Here is a 19,159-nt window from a genome sequence, read left to right on the forward strand (position 1 = left end):
TGTTATGAAATATCGTATTCACTGATAAATTCTATTTTAAAATCCAAAATAAAAACCATGCATGACAAAAATCACACATGGTAAAAATTTATTTATTTGCCTGTCTACTTGACAGGGGGCAGTTCACAAGGAGGTCGCTTTTTGTCTTAATGAGGGATAGCTTGGGGATTTAGCGCAGAGCCATGAGGACGTTGATTTCATCTTCGTTGAGGCCGACCATAGCTTCACCCAGGTCATAGGAGACTTCGGCAATTACTTCTGGCTTATCGTAGTTAGCAACGGCTCTGACGATCGCTTGGGCCCGCTTCTCTGGATTGCCGCTCTTGAAGATGCCGCTCCCAACGAAGACACCTTCCGCTCCTAGTTGGCGCATGAGGGCAGCGTCGGCAGGGGTAGCGACGCCACCAGCAGAGAAGTTAGGGACTGGCAGGCGGCCTTCTTGGTGGACATAGCGCAGGAGCTCGATAGGAACTTGGAGCTCTTTAGCTCGAGTATAGAGTTCTTCTTCCTGGAGGGCGCGGACACTAGCGATTTCTTGGTTGAGGGTGCGGAGGTGTTGGACGGCTTGGACCACGTCGCCCGTGCCGGCTTCCCCCTTGGTCCGAATCATAGCTGCCCCTTCGCTGATGCGGCGGAGGGCTTCTCCAAGATTGCGGCAGCCACAGACGAAGGGCGTCTTGAAGTCGTGCTTGTTAATATGGTTAGCATTATCTGCAGGGGAGAGGACTTCGGATTCATCGATATAGTCGATCTTTAGGGCTTCCAGGACTTGAGCCTCAACGAAGTGGCCAATCCGTGCCTTAGCCATGACGGGGATGTTCACGGCTTCTTGGATGGCTTGAATAACGGCGGGGTCGCTCATCCGGCTGACGCCTCCTGCCTGGCGGATATCGGCGGGAACACGTTCCAGTGCCATAACGGCGACAGCTCCGGCTGCTTCAGCGATCTTCGCTTGTTCCGGGTTGATGACATCCATGATGACCCCACCCAGTAATTTGTCGTTCACTTCTTTGAATTCTGTCATGATATGACCTCCTTTTTCTCATGGATTTATTATAAAATAAGCCTGTGACCATCGAAAGCTACAAAAGCAAATAAAAAAAGGGGTACAGATAAACATGTTATCGATTGACTTTCAACCAGGTGAGAAACTCTATGAACAAATTTACCAGCGTTTGAAGGCGGCCATTGCGGACGGTTACTACCAGAGTGGGGATCAATTGCCTTCCTTCCGGGCCTATGCGGGGCACTTGGGGGTCAGCTTGAATACGGTCAAGACTGCCTATTTCCAGCTTTTGGAAGAGGGCTATATTATCTCTAAGGAACGTTGTGGTTTCTTCGTGGATAAGATCGAACTGGACCATCTGGGGCCCCAGGAAGCCGTCTACCCCCACTACCTGGAAGACAAAGCCGCCCAGCCGAGCTGGCGCTATGATTTCTCCCCTTCAGCGGTTGACTTGGAGGCCCTGGCACGGACGGGACTCAGCCAGGCAGCAGGTATAGGGATGGCCCAGGCCTCTCATTACCAGCAAGCCAATCCCCTGGGAGAAGTTCGCCTGCGCAACGCCTTGGCCTCCTACCTCTATGAATTCCGGGGCCTGGCAAGCTCGGCTGCCAATATTGTCATTACGCGGGGCTTTGCCCATAACTTGTTGGCCCTAAACCAGGTCTTTGGCCAGGCGACTTATGGCCTGGAAGACCCCGGTTACGCCCTCAACTTGTCAGGCCTGCATGAGAATTTCCAGCAGCCAGAGCTGATTCCTATTGACCGCTACGGCTTCTCAGTCAAGGACTTGGAGCAGACCGCCGCCAATATTGCGGTCGTCTCGCCCAACCACCAATTTCCTACCGGGCAAGTGATGGGAGTCCGCCGCCGCCAGCGTTTGCTGAACTGGGCGTCAGAAGGACCAGACCGCTATATTATCGAGGATGACTATGATTCCGTCTTCAAATACGCGGGACGGCGGATTCCTGCGATGAAGGCCATTGACCGGGAGGACCGGGTGATCTTATCGGGCTCCTTCTCCAAGGCAATCGGACCTTTTATAGGCCTGGGCTATATGGTCTTGCCAGATGCGCTCTTGGCGGACTACCAGGCTTGCGCCAAGCTGGGGCTGACCCCGTCTGTTGCCAGTCAGTTAACCCTCAGCCAATGGATGGCGGAGGGCCAGTTCACTAAACATGTTAACCGGATGAATACTTATTACCGCAAGAAGCAGCGTTTGATGGTGGATGCCCTCCAAGATCTTCAGGGCCTGTCCTTCACCCAGGCGGATACGGGGCTCTACTTGGTCTTCCGCCTGGATCCGGCTTGCTTTGCCCTGGACCAAGTGACCCAGACCTGGCAGACAGCCGGCTTGAAGATCGACAGTGTAGCCAGCTACTGCCGGCAGATGACCTGGCCCTGGGCAGACTATCTTCTGGGCTTGGGTGGTGTTCCCCTGGCTGAACTGCCCCAAGCGATGAAGCTTCTTCGGAAGACTTTGGAGGCGAGTAAACTTTGACCTTTCATTAAATTAAAAACAATTTATCTACTTTAGCGCTGCAAAAAAGCTTATAATAAAATAAAAAGGGAAGGGGGAGCTCCTATGAGGATCCTAATGATCTTAGCCCTCTTATGGGGCATTCAGCTACTGATAAACCTCGTCGGACTCCGTTTATCTTTTGGGAAGGCTTTCCTGGATGTCCAAGCAAATAAACGCTGTCTGAAAATTTATCTGATTTTTTTACTTAGTATGCTTGGACTGATCATCCTGGAAGGCTATGTCTTACCCTTTGCTTTCTTTTGCTGCATCCTGCCACAATTCCTTAAAAGTTACTCTCGGACTTTAGAAGACCTCTATGTCGTGGGGACCAGCTATCTAATTGTCTTTATCCCCCAACTGGTCTTTGTCTGGCAGATGGTGAAGCATTTAAAGCAAATCAAGGAAAAGCGGTTCAGCCTAACTTACTTCCTGACCATTTTCTGTATCCTTCTTCTTCTAGGCACAGCCTGGGCCATCCTTCTCCCTATCACGGCCATTGCCTTATATGGGGTGTGAGTGCTATTTATTTTTATCTTAAAGAGAAAAAGCTCGAAATCTCTTAGCGCATCCGCTAGATTTTCGAGCTTTTTTGCTAGTTCATATAATTTTTTACTGGTCCGACTTAATCTTGAGGTCCTTGAATTCGGGCAGGGCGAGGTTGAGGCAGACGCCGACGATGGCGGCTAGGGCGGTCCCAGAGAGGGAGAAGACGCCGACTTGGAGGATGGCACCGCCGAGTCCGAGGACAAGCATGGCGCTTGCAATGACTAGGTTGCGGACCTGGTTGAAGTTGACCCGGGCTTCGATGAGGACCTTCAAGCCGTTACTGGCGATGACCCCATAGAGAAGGATGGACATCCCGCCTAAGACAGCGGCAGGGATGGTGGAGATGAGGGCAGTGAACTTGCCCAGGCAGCTCAAGACCATAGCGATAATAGCCGCATTACGGATGACGCTGACAGAGGAGACCCGGGTAAGGCCGATAACGCCAGTGTTTTCACCGTATGTGGTGTTGGCAGGACCACCTAAGAGGGCAGAAACAGCTGTCCCAACGCCATCCCCGATCAGGGTTCGGTGGAGGCCCGGTTTTTTCAAGAATTCCCGGCCGCAGATTTCACTGAGGACAGTGTGGTCGCCGATGTGTTCCGAGATAGTTACGAGGGCAACGGGCAGGATAGCGATGGCTTCGGGACCGAAGTAGAAGCGGTAGCTGTCGAAGAAGGGGGTCTTGAAGGGGAGCTGGAATTCGGGTAATTGGAACCAGGCAGCTTCATGGACTGGGCTGAAGTCAACGAGCCCTAAGCAAGCGGCCGTGATGTATCCGCCAATCAAGCCAATGAGGAAGGGGATGACCCGGATGAAGCCGCGGCCATACACGTTAACGAAGGCACAGATGAGGAAGGTCACGACCGCAACCAACATCTGTTGCCAAGTCCCATCGGCTGTGAAGCCTGCATTGCTGACAGCGGAGGAAGACAGGCTGAGGCCAATGACAATAATCATAGGGCCAATCACGATAGGGGGAAGGAGGCGGTCGATCCAGCCAGTCCCCAGGGCCTTGACGAGGAGAGCGACGAGCACATAGATGATCCCGGTCATGATGACCCCTGTCTGGGCTGCTGAGATATCGCCCCCTAGCTGCTTAATGGCATAGGACATGGCCCCAATAAAGGCAAAGGAGGAGCCGAGGTAGACCGGAACCTGGTGCTTGGTCGCTAGGTGGTAGATCAATGTCCCGGACCCACTACAGAAGAGCGCAACCGAGACAGGCAGGCCTAGGATCAGCGGTACGAGAATGGTCGCGCCAAACATGGCGAAGACGTGCTGGAAGCTGAGGAGTAAACCTTCCGCAAAGGGCGGCGTTTCATCAATATCATAATTCATGCGTAACTGTTTAGTGTTCATTTCCATGACAGGTATCCCTCCATTGTACTAGAACTGACAAGTCAACAAGGGTCAGCCTAAAGCTGGCCAAACTTTTGAAATTATACCTTAGAAAAAGCTCTGATTCAAGAGGAATTTAAGAAAAAATTAAAAAAAGAAGCTGGGAGAAAACCAGCTTCTTTTGGCCTAATCGATAGATACAGCGGTCCCGCTACAGGTTACCATGAGCATGCCATTGTCAGCACCGAGGACCTCATAGTCCATCTTAACCCCCACAACAGCATTGGCGCCTAATTCCTTGGCCCGTCCCTCCATTTCGCTGAGGGCTTCTTCGCGAGTCCGGTTGAGCTCCTCTTCATAGCCTTGTGAGCGCCCGCCGAAGATATTGCGTAAGCCGGCGCCGATATCTTTGAACATGTTAATCCCAGTGATGACTTCACCGAAGACAATGCCGTGGTAGGCTTGGATACTTTTGCCTTCAATTTGGGCAGTAGTTGTAGTAATCATAGGGCATCTCCTTTTCTTTATGTAAGGGCTTTTGTTAATTTAATCATAACAAAAAATACCGCTAGAATAAATGATGATTTGTTTGTGTGTTGGTCATATTCAACCCACACTTGCTAGCCCTGATTGAATGTTAGCTAATTGTTTGAACTGAGTCGCTAGACTTCACACCCTAGTTGGGTTCGGTCGCGCAGAAGTGGCTCCTCTTCACAAAGACCCGCCGAAGACTTTCAGTCTTCTCTGGCTCTTTGCTCCAGAGGTCCACTTCTACCCGCGCGCCCTCACACCCTATAGTCGGGTTCAGGCTAGCAGAAATAGCTCCTCTTCAGCAAAATCCGTCGAAGACTTTCAGTCTTCTCTGGCTTTTGCCTCCAGAGGTCTATTTCTCCCGCTAGCCTTCACACCCTGGTAGTCGGGCTCACAAAGGCAGAAAGGGAGTGACTTCAGCAAAAGGGAACGACCGGCTGAGAGCCGTTCTTATCCCTTTTGCTTCCAGTCATCCCTTTCTAAGCGCCTTTGCTCACACCCTTGTATACTGCTTGATTTTTGGGAGGATTTTTTCGCCGATGAGGGCAATGGTTTTTTTGATTTCGTCGAAGGGCATGCCGCCGATGTCGATTTGGGCGATGTAGCGTTGGTTGTTGTAGGCTTCGTGTTGGGCGAGTAGTTTATCGATGATGAAGTTGGGTTCGCCCACAGTGATGACACTGCGTGGGTCTTGGCCTTGGGCGAAGAGGCGTTTGGAGATGCCGCGTCCGTTGGCAAGGCGGAGGCCTCGGTCGACGCAGGGATAGTAGGTGCGGTAGGCTTCCTGCATGTCTTCACGGGGGAAGAAGAAGCCACCGGTGGCGACAGGTAGGGCATCTACTTGGTGGCCAGCTTCTTTAGCCTGGCGCCGGTAGACGTCGATATGCATTTCATAGGAATCGATTGTGCCTGCGAGGTGAACGAGCTGTAAGGGCACCCCGCGTTGGCCGGCGCGTTCAGCTGATCCCAGGCTCCCACCAACCCCTTGCCAGATAGGCAGGCCGCCTCCTGGCCGATCGGGGCGGGGGAGGATGTTTTGTTCTGTTAAGGCTGGGCGAAACTTGCCCTCCCAGCTGACGGGATCCTGTGTATTGATTTTTAACAGGAGGTCAAACTTCTCATCGAAGAGCTCTTCATAATCAGCGAAGTCATAACCGAAGAGGTCGAAGATGCCCAGGCGTGAGGCGCGCCCGCCGACGATTTCCATGCGCTCGTTAGAGATTAAGTCAACCGTAGCAGCTTCTTCGAAGACGCGGACGGGGTCGGCGGTGGATAGGATACTGGCAGCTGTGCCGAGTTTGATGTTTTGCGTTTTCGCCGCAATGGCACTCAGGATGACGAAGTGGGCTTGGGAGATGAAATAGTCTTGGTGGGATTCGCCTAGCATAAAGCAATCTAACCCGGCTTCTTCTGCGAGGACGGCCATTTCGATGATTTCATGGATGCGCTGTTTGGCGCTAATCCGGTCTCCGGTCCAAGGGTTGGGCATGTGGTCACCGAGGCTGTAAAGGCCGAATTCAAGGCCTTGGCTGGTGTCAAATGATGGAAGAATGGCTTGGGATGAAGGCATGTAAGGGCTCCTTTCTCTAGCTGAACGGCTTCAAATGACTGAGCAGTTTAAACCGACTCGCCGATTAAAATTTCTAAATCAATGCTAATTTCTGAAAGTTTGAGCGCTGCTTGGCGGGCAGGGTCGGCGGCGTGCCACATGAGCGGCGTCATCTGGATGAGGTCGGCCATGCCATCTGGGGTCATGGCGACTTGGTCCTGGTAGTGGTGGACCTCCGTATTCGCGAAGTTGGCTTGGAAACGTTGGCGGCTCTGGGAGGGGTCCTGGCTGACATCGTCCTTATCCAGGACAAGTTGGCGGAGTTCGACGAGATAGTTTGGTCCGGGGATGATCTTGATAAAGGGAGCGCCTGGCTTTAAGACCCGTTTCACTTCCTGGTAGTTGGAAGGGGAGAGGATGGTTAAAGCCAGGTCCAAGCTCTTGTCAGCGAGCGGGATTTGGGCTAGGTCAGCGACGGCCCAGAGTGCTTGGCTGGACTGTTTGGCGGCGGTCTGGATACCCGCTTTAGCGAGGTCCAGTCCCAGGCCGTGGACCGCTTCTCCTTCAAACTGGTTCAAGAAGTCAAGGAGGTGGCTGCCTTCGCCAGTCCCTAGGTCAGCCAGGTAGAGTGGACCCGAGCTGACTCTCGCAGCGACAGCTTGGGCGACTTGGGCTAGGCACTGGCCATAGAGCTGCCCCTGGCCCATGATGCGCTGGCGGGCTTGGAAGAGCTCGGCCGTATAGTGTTTCTCCTGGTGGTTGGGGGCTAGGTTGATATAGCCCTGCTTGGCCAGGTTGAATTGGTGTTTATTCGGGCATTGGACTTCCTGGTTCAGCCCTTCTTGGCAGAGGGGGCAGCTGAGGCGTCCTTGCCAGGCTTGGATTTTTCTTTGGGCAAGTTGCTTTTTACTTTGCATAATAGGGACCTTTCCTTTAATATTAACCATGTAAGCCGCGAGTAAGCGGCGAATCTAGAACTATCTTATCATAAATAAGAAGGTGTCTCATGCTTAGAAGAAAACGAATTTATGACGATTATGACAAGGCGGACGGCTACCGGGTCTTGGTGGACCGACTCTGGCCGCGCGGTGTCAAAAAAGAGGCCGCCAAGCTCGATGCCTGGCCCAAGGAAATTACCCCCTCCAAGGACCTGCGCCAGGCCTACCACCAGGAGGAAGTGGATTTTGAGGCATTCAGCCAGGCCTATGTGGAAGAATTGCAGGCGAGTGACGAAGCCCAGGCGACCTGCTTGGACCTAGCCCGCCGTGCTCGCGACCACCGGGTGACACTCCTCTATGCCAGTAAGAATGAACAGGAGAACCATGCCCGCGTCCTTGAAGCCCATCTTGCTTCGCTGTTGAAGGGAATTCGGACAGACTTGGAGGACGATTAAACCATGAAGAGAACTTATTATAGCTTAGGCATTGGGGGCTTAATGGCCCTCGTTGCCCTGGTGCTGGACCTCCTCTTTCCTGATACGGCGCTGGAATTAATCTTTGGACGACCAGCTCTCTTTGCGCAAGGCTGGCTCTATGGCCTGTATTTCCTAGTGATCATGGGCCTAGCCTTCAGCTTGATGACCAAGGCCTATGACCTCATCGACCTGCGCTTACCTGGGAATGCCTTCTACAAGACGGTGGTCTATGTGGCTTGTGAGCTCTTGCTTTGGCTCTTGTACACAGCGGAGCCCCTCCCCCATTTGGACCTGCCCAGCCTCACTATCAATCTTTTGAAGGGCTTCATTATTTTCCTGGTCCAATACCAGCTGATCCGGCGTTATTTGGCGACGGAGCGCTACCACTACCAGCGAAAAGCCTTCTTGTATTGGCGGGGGATAGCGGTCTTTACGGCAAGCTTTGCGGTCTTTCGGACCCTGGGGAACTTAGCCTTCGACCTCTACCAATTGCCCCGTAACCTGATGGCCTTTTCCATCTTATGGGCGAGTCTGATGGGCTTTGCGGTGGGCTTGGTCTTTTGCTTCTTGCAACGCTATCTCAGCAAGCAAGATAAGAAGGGCAAGACCCTCCAGTTCAGCTTTAGCTTCTTTAGTCCCCTAGTGATTAGCTACCATCTTCTATTACTCTTGACCTATGATCTGGATGCCATGGGACTCTTGATCCGTATGGGTCTAGATATCCTGGCTGTTCTCATCGCCAGCTGGATTGTTAGCCAGTGGCAGATTGACGAATATATTGACTATGATCAGGCCGATAGCCAGACCTAAGGAGGTTAGCTTATCCTATGATTAATTTTAAACGAATGGCGCTCATAGCTCTTGCCCTCTTCTTGGCAGGAGTCCTCAATGTTCTCAGCCAGCAGGTGGGTGTGCCTCCCTTCCTGGCCAGAGTCTTCGCTGCCCTCTTCTGCCTAGGCTTCTACCTGGTCCTTGCTGGGCGTTTCTTGAATGAAGAATAAAAGAAGCACCTCCTCTAACTCTGGCTCGGGCCAGGTTGGGGGAGGTGCTTTTTAGTAGATGGGAACTTTTCTATTTGTGCTCAGAACTTCTAGACGAAAAATGGCAGTTTCTATTTGCAGAAAGAGCTGTCAAAAGCAAATCAGCAGTCTTAAGCAGGGGTTGTATTTTTCCCGCGCGCCCTCACACCCTTTAGTCGGGTTCGGCTTGGCAGCTTTCCTGTCACTTCACAAGTCCCCGTCGCAGTCTTGCAGACTGCTCTGGTGACTTGCTCCAGTGAAGGAAAGCTAAGCGCCAAGTCTCACACCCTTTACAAATAAGCCATAATGATATAGTTGAGGATGAAGAGGATGCTGGCGCCCCAGATGACGGGGTGGACTTCTTTGGCTCGCTTGGTTACGGTCATGGTCAGGCAGTAGAAGATGAAGCCGGCTGCGATTCCGTTGGAGATGGAATAGGAATAGGCCATAAAGATAGAGGCGAAGAAGGCGGGGACTGCGATGGAGAAGTCGCCCCATTCGACTTCGCGGAAGGAAGACATCATGAGAACGCCGACTAGGATGAGGGCAGGGGCGGTTGCGGAGGCGGGAACCAGGCCGATAAAGGGAGCGATGAAGATGCAGAGGAAGAAGCAGATCCCTGTTGCCAGGCTGGTCAAACCGGTCCGTCCCCCTGCGGCAATCCCTACTGAACTCTCGGCGAAGACCGTTGTATTGGACGTTCCGAAGATGGCGCCCATGGAAGTCCCTACCACGTCACCGAAGAGGGCCTTGTCGAGTTTGGTGTTGGAACGGGTGTCTAGGTTGTCAATATCTTCTTTGGAGAAGATACCAGTAGCCCGTCCTGTTCCGATGAAGGTGCCGATGGTATCAAAAATATCTGAAAGACTGAAGGCAAAGATGGTCACGAGGACGAGAGGCAGGCGGCTAGGGTCGGAGAAGAGGGAGAGGAGGCCTTCTGAACCAAAGGCCGCCCCAAAGGTGATACCCAGTTCCTTGAAGGAGTTAGCCAGGCCAGCTTGGGCGAAGTCGATGGACTGGATGAGGGAGGGGTTAATCATGAGTTGGAGGGCAGTGGTTGCTACAATCCCAATTAAGATGGCCCCTTGGATATTTTTGGCCATTAAAATAACGGTCAGGACGAGGCCGAAGAGGGCTAAAAGGGTTGAAGGTTCAGTGAAGCTAGCGATCTGTGGCAGGGTGGATCCATTACTGGCGAAGGCTTGGACGCCGCCCTCATAGACTTGCTGGCTGGCATCATAGGGGGCGCCGTTAATCTGTGTGATAGCGGCTGCATCCGCTTGGAAGTGGATGAGGTTGGCCGATTTGACCCCGATATAGGCAATGAAGACACCGATCCCACCCGAGATGGCATGTTGGATGGATTCCGGAATGGCGCTGATGATGACCCGGCGGATATTAGTCACCGTAATGGCAATATTGACTAAGCCGCAGATGAAGACCATGGCCAAAGCTTCCTGCCAAGTAAAGCCAAGTCCCATCACCACGGTAAAGGTGAAGAAGGCATTCAAGCCCATCCCTGGTGCCAGGGCATAAGGGACATTGGCGTAGAGGCCGATGAAGAGGGTGGCGATACCAGAAGCGAAGAGCGTTGCCAGAAAGACCCCTTGGTAGGGCATCCCGGTCTGGGACAGGATGGCCGGATTGACGAAAATAATATAACTCATGGCGAAGAAGGTCGAAATTCCCGCCATAATCTCGGTCGATAGGGTCGTTTGGTTGGCATCTAACTGAAAGAAAGCTGCAAGTTTATTAGTCACAATAATTCTCCTTATTAATAATTTACCATTGAACGATTTTATTATAGCGGACAAAGGAGAAAAAATAAAGTTAATTGCGAATATTTATATCTATATAACTTATTAATGTTCGTTATTAGGAGGTATACGATGAAAGAGATCCTATCTTTAGGGGATAGTTTAGTCGCTTGTGGGCGCCAGCCGGATGACTTGGCCAGTCTGGGGCATGGTTTTGTGGCGGACTTGGCTGGGGCTTGCCCGACTTATCGTTTCTTAAATGGAGGCTATAATGGGGCCCGCTTGGTCGATGTGAACTTCTATCTCTTGGAAAGCTTGACTGCTTGCCAGGACTTGGCGGGAGTCATTCTATGGATGGGCATTAATGATTTAGGTCGCCAGGCGGGCCTTTCAGAGGCAGGATGGAACAATTTTGTATCATCCTGGCAGGGTCAGTACAGCCGTTTGCTGGACTTCTTGCAGGCTCAAGCTGGCCCAGACCTGCCCATCCTGGTCTTAGCGCCTGTTGCTGAGCAAGCGACATCAGCTTTGCTTGACCTGATCCAAGCGCTGGACGGCTTGGGACCACGGCCAGGGCTCACACAAGTTAACCCCAATTCCTGGCTCCAGGCTGAAGACTTTATGCCAGATGGTATCCACCTTAAGCCAGCGGGCCAGGAGCAGGTCGCTAATCATTTATTGGACTGGGTCTCGCGCTTAACTTAAGGCAAAAATATGCTAAAATATAACTTAGAATGAATCATAGCTGTGTAAGCGGCTGGTATTGAGATAGGAGGACGGTATGGCTAAGGTAACGAACTTGACATTGAGGCACCAACTCATTTACCAAGTTTATTTGAGAAATTACAGCCCAGAAGCTAGCTTTAAGGCTTTAGAAGCGGATTTGGACCGTTTGAAGGACTTAGGCGTGGATCTGATTTTGCTATCGAGTATTTTTCCAAGCCAGCAAGAGACGGAAGGGGAGGGCGAGCATCTCTTCGTCCAAACTTTTGATGAGATTGGATCAGAGTACGGCAGCATGGCCGACTTTGAAGACCTGGTCCAAGCTGTCCGTGATAAGGGGATGAAGTTACTTATCACCATGGAGATCGTAGCTCTCGCTATGGATGCGCCCCTGGTCCAAGAACGTCCGGATTTCTTCCTCCAGGGCCTGGGTGGGAGTTTCTACAGCCGCCTTCCGCAGGGAGAACCTGTCTACGACCTCAACTTCTCCAATCCGAAGATGTGGGATGCCTTGATTGAGCGGATGAAATACTGGGCCCATTATGTCGATGGTTTCTATATTCCCCATGCCCAATTGATTCGTACGGAATTCTTCTCTTCGGCCCGAGCAGAGGTCGGTGATGTCCATCCTTATTTCTACTGGTTGGGTGGGCAGATGACAGGGTCCGAACTCCTCGACCTGCGCTTGCAGAATATTGACTTCGGCACAGAGGGGGAGATGTACAGTAATTTCGATGTCTTGGATATCCGCCCCCATGCCGGGCTCTTAGAACGTTACTATGATGGCTTGATGGACCTTGCCAATGTTGCCTTCCTGCTCAATATGCGGACCTTTGTGACAGCTGCAACCAGTGTCTTGAACCGCGGCCTTGAATTAGGAGCCGGCCAGCGTTTTGCCAGCAAGGTCAAAAATGCAGAAGAATTGGAGAACTGGACCGCCTTCTCTTTCTTTCGTAAGGGGATTGCCCAGCTGGTCATGGGTCAAGAGTATGGGACGACAGAGCCGATCCCACTCCATGAAGCCACGCCCATCAGCTGGGATAAGCCCCATGATATGACGGCCATGGTCCGCCAGCTGATGCAGTTGAAGAAGCGCGAAGTCTTTAAATCAGGCTATTGTTTCCACCAGGCGGTCAGTGAGGATTGGCTCTTGGTGAGCTACCATTACTATAACCAGCACGTCTTTGGACTCTTTAAATTAAGAGAAAATGCGAATGAAGCAATTGAAGTTGAACTCGGTATTCCGGAAGGCAAGTATGCCAACCTCTTAGGAGACGGTCATTATGAAGCACGCGAAGGCCGCATCCATGTCACAGAGGGACCGATTATTATCTCCTATGATGGGGATATCCGGGTACCACGCTAATAGAGAAAAGGAGAGGCTTAATGTATAAACTTGCTGCTTTCGATATCGATGGAACACTTGTTAACGATGATAAAGAAGTCACCGAATCTACCCTAAGAGGGCTCGCCCACCTGCAAGACCAGGGTGTCCATGTGGCGATTTCGACGGGACGCCCCCTCAAAGGTGTCCATAAGGTACTTGACCAAATTGACCAGGACTTGGTAGACTATGCTTCCTGCTTTAACGGCAGTGTGATCTACCAACTTAAAGAAAAGCGGATTATCTTTGAAACTTATCTCCAAGTGGACCAAGTGCATGAAATTACCCAATTTGCCCTGGCCCATGAAGTGGATGTCCACGGCCACAGCGCTAGCCAGGTCCTGGTTCACCGCGACCCAATTGACCGCTATGTGGGCGTTGAATCCGGCATTCTCGATATGCCCATCACTCAGACAGATTTCTTAGCCGATGATGTCCACTTCCCGAAATTAATGATCACTGGGGAAGCCGAACGCATCCTTGAAATTGAAGAAGAAATTCCAAGCGACTGGTACCAACGATATAATATCGTCAAAAGCGAACCCTACTATTTAGAATTCAATCCTAAAGCATCGAGCAAGGGCCTCGCCCTCGAACACCTCTGCGAACTCCTGGACGTCGACCAAGCCCAAAGCATGGCCTTCGGAGACCAAGAAAACGACCTCTCCATGATCGAATGGGCAGGCTGCGGCATCGCCATGGGCAACGCCATCCAATCCCTCAAAGACATCGCCGACTACGTCACCCACGACAACAACACCGACGGCATCGAACACGCCGCCAAAACACTGGTGAAATAAAGGGTGTGAAGGTAGAAGTGGACCTCTGGAGCAAAGAGCCAGAGAAGACTGAAAGTCTTCGGCGGGTCTTTGTGAAGAGGAGCCACTTCTGCGCGACCGAACCCAACTAGGGTGTGAGGTCTGGCGGTCAGCTTTCCTTCACTGGAGCAAGTCACCAGAGCAGTCTGTAAGACTGCGTCGGAGACTTGTGAAGTGACAGGAAAGCTGCCAGACCGAACCCGACTAAATAAAGGGTGTGAGACTTGGCGTTTAGGCTTAGATGATTGGAGCAAGTCAGAATAAGGGCAAGCTAGGCTTGCTCGTTTCTGACTTGTGAAATCACTCCAAGTCTGCCAAGTCGAACCCGACTAGGGTGTGAGGGCTGGCGGTCAGCTCATTCATGCGCATTGCCAGTCCTTAATCCACAATTGAAGTGTTCGAGTGTGGCTTGGTCAGTTCCAAGCCACAAAAGAGGTCCAGGAGTGTGGCTTAGCAGCCTTCTATACCCAACAGGAGCCTCGAAACTGTCCAGTAGAGGTCAAGATGCCAGGAAATCACTTAACAATGCAGATAAAGGAGGAGCTTTAGCGTGCTCGAGAAGATTTACCATATTTTTCAGTCTTATGAAGCCCAGCCTCTAGGTGTTAACAAGTTCTATGCGGTCTTGATTCCCTTAGTTGTTATTGATGAAGAGCTTTATATTCTCTATGAGAGTCGGGCAGCTGGGATTTCCCAAGCAGGGGATACCTCTTTTCCCGGTGGCCGGGTCGAGGAAGGTGAGAGCTTTAAGGAGGCTGCGGTGCGTGAGACGGTGGAAGAGTTGGGCGTCGACCCGAATAAGATTTGTCTTTTAGGTGAGATGGATTATGTCGTGGAGCGCGACCGCGTGATTGCGTGTTTTGTGGCCCAGCTAAGGATTGATAGCTTGGATGATTTGGCTGTTAATCCGGATGAAGTGGCCTATCCTTTCTTGGTGCCCTTCATGGCGCTCTTCCGCCAAGAAACGAAGACCTACGAGTTTAGCCACGAGCTCCAGATTGACTCGGACTTCCCCTATGAGAAGATTCCTGGGGGCAAGGCCTATCCCTTCCGCAACCGGCAAGTGACGGATCAGGTTCCCTTCTATGATGTAGGAGAAGAAGTCCTCTGGGGGTTGACCGCCCGACTCACTGAGCGTTTGATGGCCATTGTCCGGACAGGAGAGGCCGATATTGTTTCTGGAAAGCTTTGAATAGACTGAGGAGTCCCTTATGCACGAAAAAAAAGTCTACCGCCTAGCCATTGTCAGCCTGCTAACGGCAGTCTTGTTGGTTCAGACCTTCATCCCCTGGCTGGGTTACATTCCTTTAGGCCCCATTAGTATTACCATTGTCCAAATTACCATTATGCTCGGCGCCAGCCTATTTGACAAGCAGGTTGGCACCATGCTGGGGGGGATTTGGGGCGTACTGGCTTGGTTGCGTCACCTCGTCCAACCAACTGTCGTTTCCCCTGTCTTTATCAATCCCCTGGTCTCGGTCCTGCCCCGCCTCTTGACGGGTTTTTTGACAGGACTTCTAGCGTCTTATTTGAAGGATAAATTATCCGGACGCTGGGCCTATGCCTTGACCGGGGCCCTGGGCTCTCTCTGTAATACCCTGCTCGTGATGGGAGCCATTTACCTCTTTGCCCGGACGGCTTATGCCCAGGCGCTTGGGGTGAGTGAATCGGCCATTGTACCGATTATCCTAGGTGTGGTTCTGACGAATGGTTTGGCTGAGATGTTGGTCTCCGCTCTGATCCTCCCCCTCCTCGCCCAATCCCTGAAAAAAGTACTCAAATAAAAATTCTACTGAGAAAAGGAAGCGATTGTCATGAAACATTGCAAGGAAACGCGTGTTGTCCAAACCCACCGCATCATGCCCCAAGAAACCAATAGCTTTGGGAATATGTTTGGGGGCCAGCTCTTGTCTTTGGTCGATAATAGTGCCTCAGTCTCGGCTTCAAGGATGTCGCGGACGGTTGTTATGACAGCGGCCATGGATAAGATGAACTTCCTTGCCCCCCTACCTGAAAACGATTCGGTCTGTGTGGAAAGCTTTGTGTCCGGTGTGGGCAAGAAGAGCTGCGAAGTCTTCGTCAAAGTTCTAGGCGAGCACTTGGCAACTGGCGAGCGGTATATTGCGGCGACCTCTTTTATGACCTTTGTCGCCATTACTGATGATCCAAACTTCCAGATGCCAGAAATTGTGGCAGACAGTGAGGAAGAAGAAATGATCTGCTCAGGTTATGCCCAGCGCCGGCAGGAACGCTTGAACCAGCGCCAAGCTGACCAAGCCCTCCACGAGAAATTGACCAAGCAAGTTTTCTGGTTGGATGAGGACTACTACAAGTCTGGAAATTAAAGTTGACTTTCTTTAGAAATTCGGTCACAATAGAAGCAAGCTGCAGACTAGTAAGATTGCTATGGGTGAAGAGAGTGTTTGGTGCTGGGAAAACACCCCCGCTGGCAAGATGAACCTCCTGCCTATGACTTAGCTTGGAAACAGGCTACGGGGCGCCCCGTTATGGCGCAATGAGTGAAGTGATCAACTTAACGAAGGTGGTACCGCGGATTTTCCGTCCTTTTAGGATGCGAGAATCTGCGTTTTTTATTAAAGAAAAGGAGAGACAAATGAGTCAAGAAGAAACAAACTTACAACAAACGGATTTTTCCAAGTGGTACTTACAAAGTATCCAGAAGGCAGACCTTTTTGCCTATGGGCCTGCGCGAGGCACCATGATCTTCAAGCCAAATGGTTATTTCTTATGGAAACAAATCAAAAAAGCCTTTAATGCGGAATTCGAAGCCAGTGGGGTAGAAGAGGTTTACTTCCCTATGCTGATCCCTCAAAGCTTCTTCGAAAAGGAAGCTGACCATGTGGAAGGCTTTGCCCCTGAACTGCCCTGGGTAACTAAGGCAGGGGATGAAGAATTAGAGGAACCCCTCGCCCTCCGCCCAACTTCAGAGACCCTCTTTGGGAATGCGATGAGCGACTGGATTAATTCTTACCGGGACCTGCCAATGGAACTCAACCAGTGGGCCAATGTCTTCCGCTGGGAGAAACGGACCTTCCCCTTCTTGAGAACTTCCGAATTCCTCTGGCAAGAAGGCCATTGTGCCTATGCAACGGCTGAAGAAGCCCATGACCGTGTCCTCCACTTCTTGAAGATCTACCAAGACGTGGTGGAAGACCTCCTCGCCATGCCCGTTTATACCGGAGAGAAGACACCTTCCGAGCGCTTTGCGGGTGGGGACAATACCTATTCCATCGAAGCCATGATGAAGGATACCAAGGCCGTTCAAGCCGGGACCTCTCACTTCCTAGGGTCAAACTTTGCGGAAGCTTTCGATATCAAGTACTTGAACGAAGACAATGAACACGTCTACACTTACACGGCTTCTTGGGGTGTTTCGACCCGCTTAATTGGGGCCATGATTATGACCCACGGCGATGAGAAAGGGGTCGTCTTCCCACCTAAGATGGCACCCGTCCAAGTGGCCCTCCTGCCTGTAGGGAACTTGAAGAAGAACCCACAAGTCTTAGACAAATTGCGAGATATCGAAGCCGAATTGAAGGCTGCTGGTTTCCGCGTGAACTTGGATGATTCCAATAACTCACCAGGCTACAAGTACAATGAAGTCGAAGTGAAGGGGATTCCTCTGCGTCTGGACTTCGGCCCCCGCGACTTGGAAAATAATAGCTGCATGATCAAGATGCGTGACCAAGATGACAAGGAAGCCGTAGCCCTGGACGACTTAGTTGCGACTGTTCAAGACAAGCTGGATGCCATGCAGACCCGTCTCTTTGAGAAGGCTGATGCATTCCGTAAGGCCAACGAGCACTTCGATATTGACAGCATGGAAGACCTCCAAGCCCACCTCGATAAGTGCCATGAAGAAGGCCAATACCCAGGTTGGGTCCTTGCCGGTTGGGACGGGACGGAAGAATCAGAAGCAGCCGTCAAGGAAGCAACAGGCTTCACCACACGGAACATTCCTTTCCATCCACCAGTTGAGAAGACCATCGACATCTACTCAGGCAAGCCTGCCAAGTATACGGTTTGGTATGCCCGGGCTTATTAATTAGAATCTAGAAAAGCTGAAAGCCAACAAAACACTCCTAATGGGGTTGTTTTGTTGGCTTTTCTGGTTTTTAGCGGGGAGTTGATCGCGAACTTTTTAATAAGCTGTCCGTTGGCGATTAGGAAGTTGGCAAGTTTCGAATGGGACCTCCGTTTGCAAGTAGGATCGCTCCAACTTGCAAACGGGGCTTCGATTAGCAAGTAGAGTCGCGTCAACTCGCAAACGGAGCTCTGATTAGCAAGTAGAGTCGCGTCAACTCGCGAACGGAGCTCTGATTAGCAAGTAGACTCGCACCAACTCGCGAATGGCCCCTTGCTTAGCAAGCTGACCTCCCGCTAGGCAAGCTGCTTGGCCTCACCATAAGGAAAACAAGCTAGCAAGGCCCTTGCTAGCTTGTTAACTCTTATATTGTATTTTTACACATTGATTGTGCTATGTTTCGCTTGGCGTTGGCTTGACAATCCGCATTTGGAGTTTCTGATTGTGGCTTGCGTGCCATCCTCCGCATCTTGTAGTCGGGTTCGACTTGGCAGACTTGGAGTGATTTCACAAGTCCGAAACGAGCGAATGCTTCGCTCTTATTCTGACTTGCTCCAATCATCCAAGCCTAAGCGCCAAGTCTCACACCCTTATTTAGTCGGGTTCGCAAGAGCAGAAAGGGAGTGACTTCAGCAAAGTGGAACGATCGGCTTGCAGCCGCTCTTATCCCCTTTGCCTCCAGTCATCCCTTTCTAAACGCTCTTGCTCACACCCTTTAGTCGGGTTCGCAAGAGCAGCTTTGGAGTGCTTTCGCAAGTCGGAAACGTGCAAGCGGGGCTTGCCCTTATTCCGACTTACTCCAAGCATCCAAAGCTAATCGCTCTTGCTCACACCCTTATTTAATTTCGATCCAGGTGTTTTGTTTGATTTCGGGGAAGGGCTTGTCTTCTAGGTAGATGGTGCCGGGGATTTCGGCTTCTTTGGCACCGTTGGCTTTGAAGGTGACGTGGTTGATGGTGCGGAGGTTTTTCTCAGCGATATCACCAACTGCGGTGATTTCGAAGCATTCGCCGGAGATGCAGAGGCAATGGCCGGGTTCGATGTGGCCTGGGAAGTCGATGTCACTGATGAGGACGCTGTAGTTTTTGACTTCGGACATGACATCGGCATTGGAGAATACGAGGAGGAGTTTTTCCCCGAGGAAGCGGTCGACGGCTTGGCCGACATTGGCGATTTTGGCTTTGAATTGTGTTGACATAGTGAGTCTCTCCTTTACTTAAGTCTGAGCTAAAAAATCTTTTCTCTTCAAGTATAACTTAGTCTTATAGCAATGACAACGCATACATCAGGAAAAAACATTTAAAAAAACGAAGCCTGCAAGATTGAACTGCCCCCTGTCAAGTAGACAGGCAAATAAATAAATTTTTACCATGTGTGATTTTTGTCATGCATGGTTTTTATTTTGGATTTTAAAATAGAATTTATCAGTGAATACGATATTTCATAACAT

General features: G+C 51.2%; 19 protein-coding genes. 12 read left to right on the forward strand and 7 right to left on the reverse strand.

Annotated features, from left to right (window positions below; translation table 11 throughout):
• Positions 1–169: 169 nt before the first annotated feature.
• Positions 170–1,024 carry a pyridoxal 5'-phosphate synthase lyase subunit PdxS gene (pdxS, locus tag F6I03_RS09515; protein ID WP_070430430.1) on the reverse strand — a complete coding sequence of 285 codons (855 nt, stop codon included), beginning with the start codon at positions 1,022–1,024 and terminating at the stop codon, positions 170–172.
• 94 nt (positions 1,025–1,118) lie between these two features.
• Between pdxS and F6I03_RS09520 the strand changes: the two genes are divergently transcribed.
• Positions 1,119–2,504 (forward strand): PLP-dependent aminotransferase family protein, encoded by a 1,386-nt coding sequence (locus F6I03_RS09520; protein ID WP_070430431.1) that lies wholly within the window; start codon positions 1,119–1,121, stop codon positions 2,502–2,504.
• 84 nt (positions 2,505–2,588) lie between these two features.
• Positions 2,589–3,041: a hypothetical protein gene (locus F6I03_RS09525; RefSeq protein ID WP_070626055.1), complete on the forward strand. Its 453-nt coding sequence runs from the start codon at positions 2,589–2,591 to the stop codon at positions 3,039–3,041.
• 93 nt (positions 3,042–3,134) lie between these two features.
• On the opposite strand, the gene F6I03_RS09530 is transcribed toward F6I03_RS09525, so the two are convergent.
• From F6I03_RS09530 to F6I03_RS09545, 4 genes are all read right to left on the reverse strand, one after another.
• The gene (locus F6I03_RS09530; protein ID WP_070430434.1) at positions 3,135–4,430 is read right to left on the reverse strand and encodes a uracil-xanthine permease family protein; all 1,296 of its coding nucleotides are present in this window, start codon (positions 4,428–4,430) and stop codon (positions 3,135–3,137) included.
• A 165-nt stretch (positions 4,431–4,595) separates the two neighbouring features.
• A complete protein-coding gene (locus tag F6I03_RS09535) occupies positions 4,596–4,916 on the reverse strand; it encodes a putative heavy metal-binding protein (protein ID WP_070430433.1) in 321 nt (106 codons plus the stop codon).
• 517 nt (positions 4,917–5,433) lie between these two features.
• Positions 5,434–6,510 (reverse strand): LLM class flavin-dependent oxidoreductase, encoded by a 1,077-nt coding sequence (locus tag F6I03_RS09540; protein WP_070430629.1) that lies wholly within the window; start codon positions 6,508–6,510, stop codon positions 5,434–5,436.
• A 47-nt stretch (positions 6,511–6,557) separates the two neighbouring features.
• Positions 6,558–7,406, reverse strand: a complete 849-nt coding sequence (locus tag F6I03_RS09545; RefSeq protein ID WP_070430630.1) for a putative RNA methyltransferase — start codon at positions 7,404–7,406, stop codon at positions 6,558–6,560.
• An 89-nt stretch (positions 7,407–7,495) separates the two neighbouring features.
• Here F6I03_RS09545 and F6I03_RS09550 point away from each other — a divergent pair, with 89 nt between their 5' ends.
• The 3 genes from F6I03_RS09550 to F6I03_RS09795 are packed head-to-tail and all read left to right on the forward strand — an operon-like array spanning position 7,496 to position 8,904.
• Positions 7,496–7,882, forward strand: a complete 387-nt coding sequence (locus tag F6I03_RS09550) for a DUF488 domain-containing protein (RefSeq protein WP_070430631.1) — start codon at positions 7,496–7,498, stop codon at positions 7,880–7,882.
• 3 nt (positions 7,883–7,885) lie between these two features.
• A complete protein-coding gene (locus F6I03_RS09555; protein ID WP_083290534.1) occupies positions 7,886–8,713 on the forward strand; it encodes a hypothetical protein in 828 nt (275 codons plus the stop codon).
• 17 nt (positions 8,714–8,730) lie between these two features.
• On the forward strand, positions 8,731–8,904 hold the full coding sequence (locus F6I03_RS09795) for a hypothetical protein (RefSeq protein ID WP_168160465.1): 174 nt from the start codon (positions 8,731–8,733) through the stop codon (positions 8,902–8,904).
• A gap of 308 nt (positions 8,905–9,212) precedes the next feature.
• Here F6I03_RS09795 and F6I03_RS09560 read toward each other — a convergent pair whose 3' ends face one another.
• Positions 9,213–10,616, reverse strand: coding sequence for an NCS2 family permease (locus F6I03_RS09560; RefSeq protein ID WP_083290536.1), 1,404 nt, complete (start codon positions 10,614–10,616; stop codon positions 9,213–9,215).
• 195 nt (positions 10,617–10,811) lie between these two features.
• On the opposite strand from F6I03_RS09560, the gene F6I03_RS09565 reads away from it, so the two are divergent.
• The 7 genes from F6I03_RS09565 to proS all read left to right on the forward strand — a co-directional run bounded on the left by F6I03_RS09565 (position 10,812) and on the right by proS (position 17,670).
• The gene (locus F6I03_RS09565) at positions 10,812–11,384 is read left to right on the forward strand and encodes an SGNH/GDSL hydrolase family protein (RefSeq protein ID WP_070430633.1); all 573 of its coding nucleotides are present in this window, start codon (positions 10,812–10,814) and stop codon (positions 11,382–11,384) included.
• 76 nt (positions 11,385–11,460) lie between these two features.
• The gene (locus F6I03_RS09570; protein ID WP_070430634.1) at positions 11,461–12,768 is read left to right on the forward strand and encodes an alpha-amylase family glycosyl hydrolase; all 1,308 of its coding nucleotides are present in this window, start codon (positions 11,461–11,463) and stop codon (positions 12,766–12,768) included.
• 20 nt (positions 12,769–12,788) lie between these two features.
• Positions 12,789–13,586 carry a Cof-type HAD-IIB family hydrolase gene (locus F6I03_RS09575; protein ID WP_070430635.1) on the forward strand — a complete coding sequence of 266 codons (798 nt, stop codon included), beginning with the start codon at positions 12,789–12,791 and terminating at the stop codon, positions 13,584–13,586.
• A gap of 568 nt (positions 13,587–14,154) precedes the next feature.
• Positions 14,155–14,796 carry an NUDIX hydrolase gene (locus F6I03_RS09580; protein ID WP_070430636.1) on the forward strand — a complete coding sequence of 214 codons (642 nt, stop codon included), beginning with the start codon at positions 14,155–14,157 and terminating at the stop codon, positions 14,794–14,796.
• Positions 14,797–14,815: 19 nt separating this feature from the next.
• Entirely contained in the window at positions 14,816–15,388 is a 573-nt protein-coding gene (locus tag F6I03_RS09585; RefSeq protein WP_070430637.1) for an ECF transporter S component, read from the forward strand.
• Positions 15,389–15,418: 30 nt separating this feature from the next.
• Entirely contained in the window at positions 15,419–15,949 is a 531-nt protein-coding gene (locus F6I03_RS09590) for an acyl-CoA thioesterase (RefSeq protein ID WP_070430638.1), read from the forward strand.
• A 269-nt stretch (positions 15,950–16,218) separates the two neighbouring features.
• Positions 16,219–17,670: a proline--tRNA ligase gene (gene proS, locus F6I03_RS09595; protein WP_070430639.1), complete on the forward strand. Its 1,452-nt coding sequence runs from the start codon at positions 16,219–16,221 to the stop codon at positions 17,668–17,670.
• Between the two features lie 874 nt (positions 17,671–18,544).
• Here the strand turns inward: proS and F6I03_RS09600 are convergent.
• Positions 18,545–18,907: a PTS glucitol/sorbitol transporter subunit IIA gene (locus F6I03_RS09600; protein ID WP_070430628.1), complete on the reverse strand. Its 363-nt coding sequence runs from the start codon at positions 18,905–18,907 to the stop codon at positions 18,545–18,547.
• Positions 18,908–19,159 lie beyond the last annotated feature (252 nt).

The organism is Aerococcus sanguinicola (assembly GCF_008726925.1).
Classification (GTDB): Bacteria; Bacillota; Bacilli; order Lactobacillales; family Aerococcaceae; genus Aerococcus.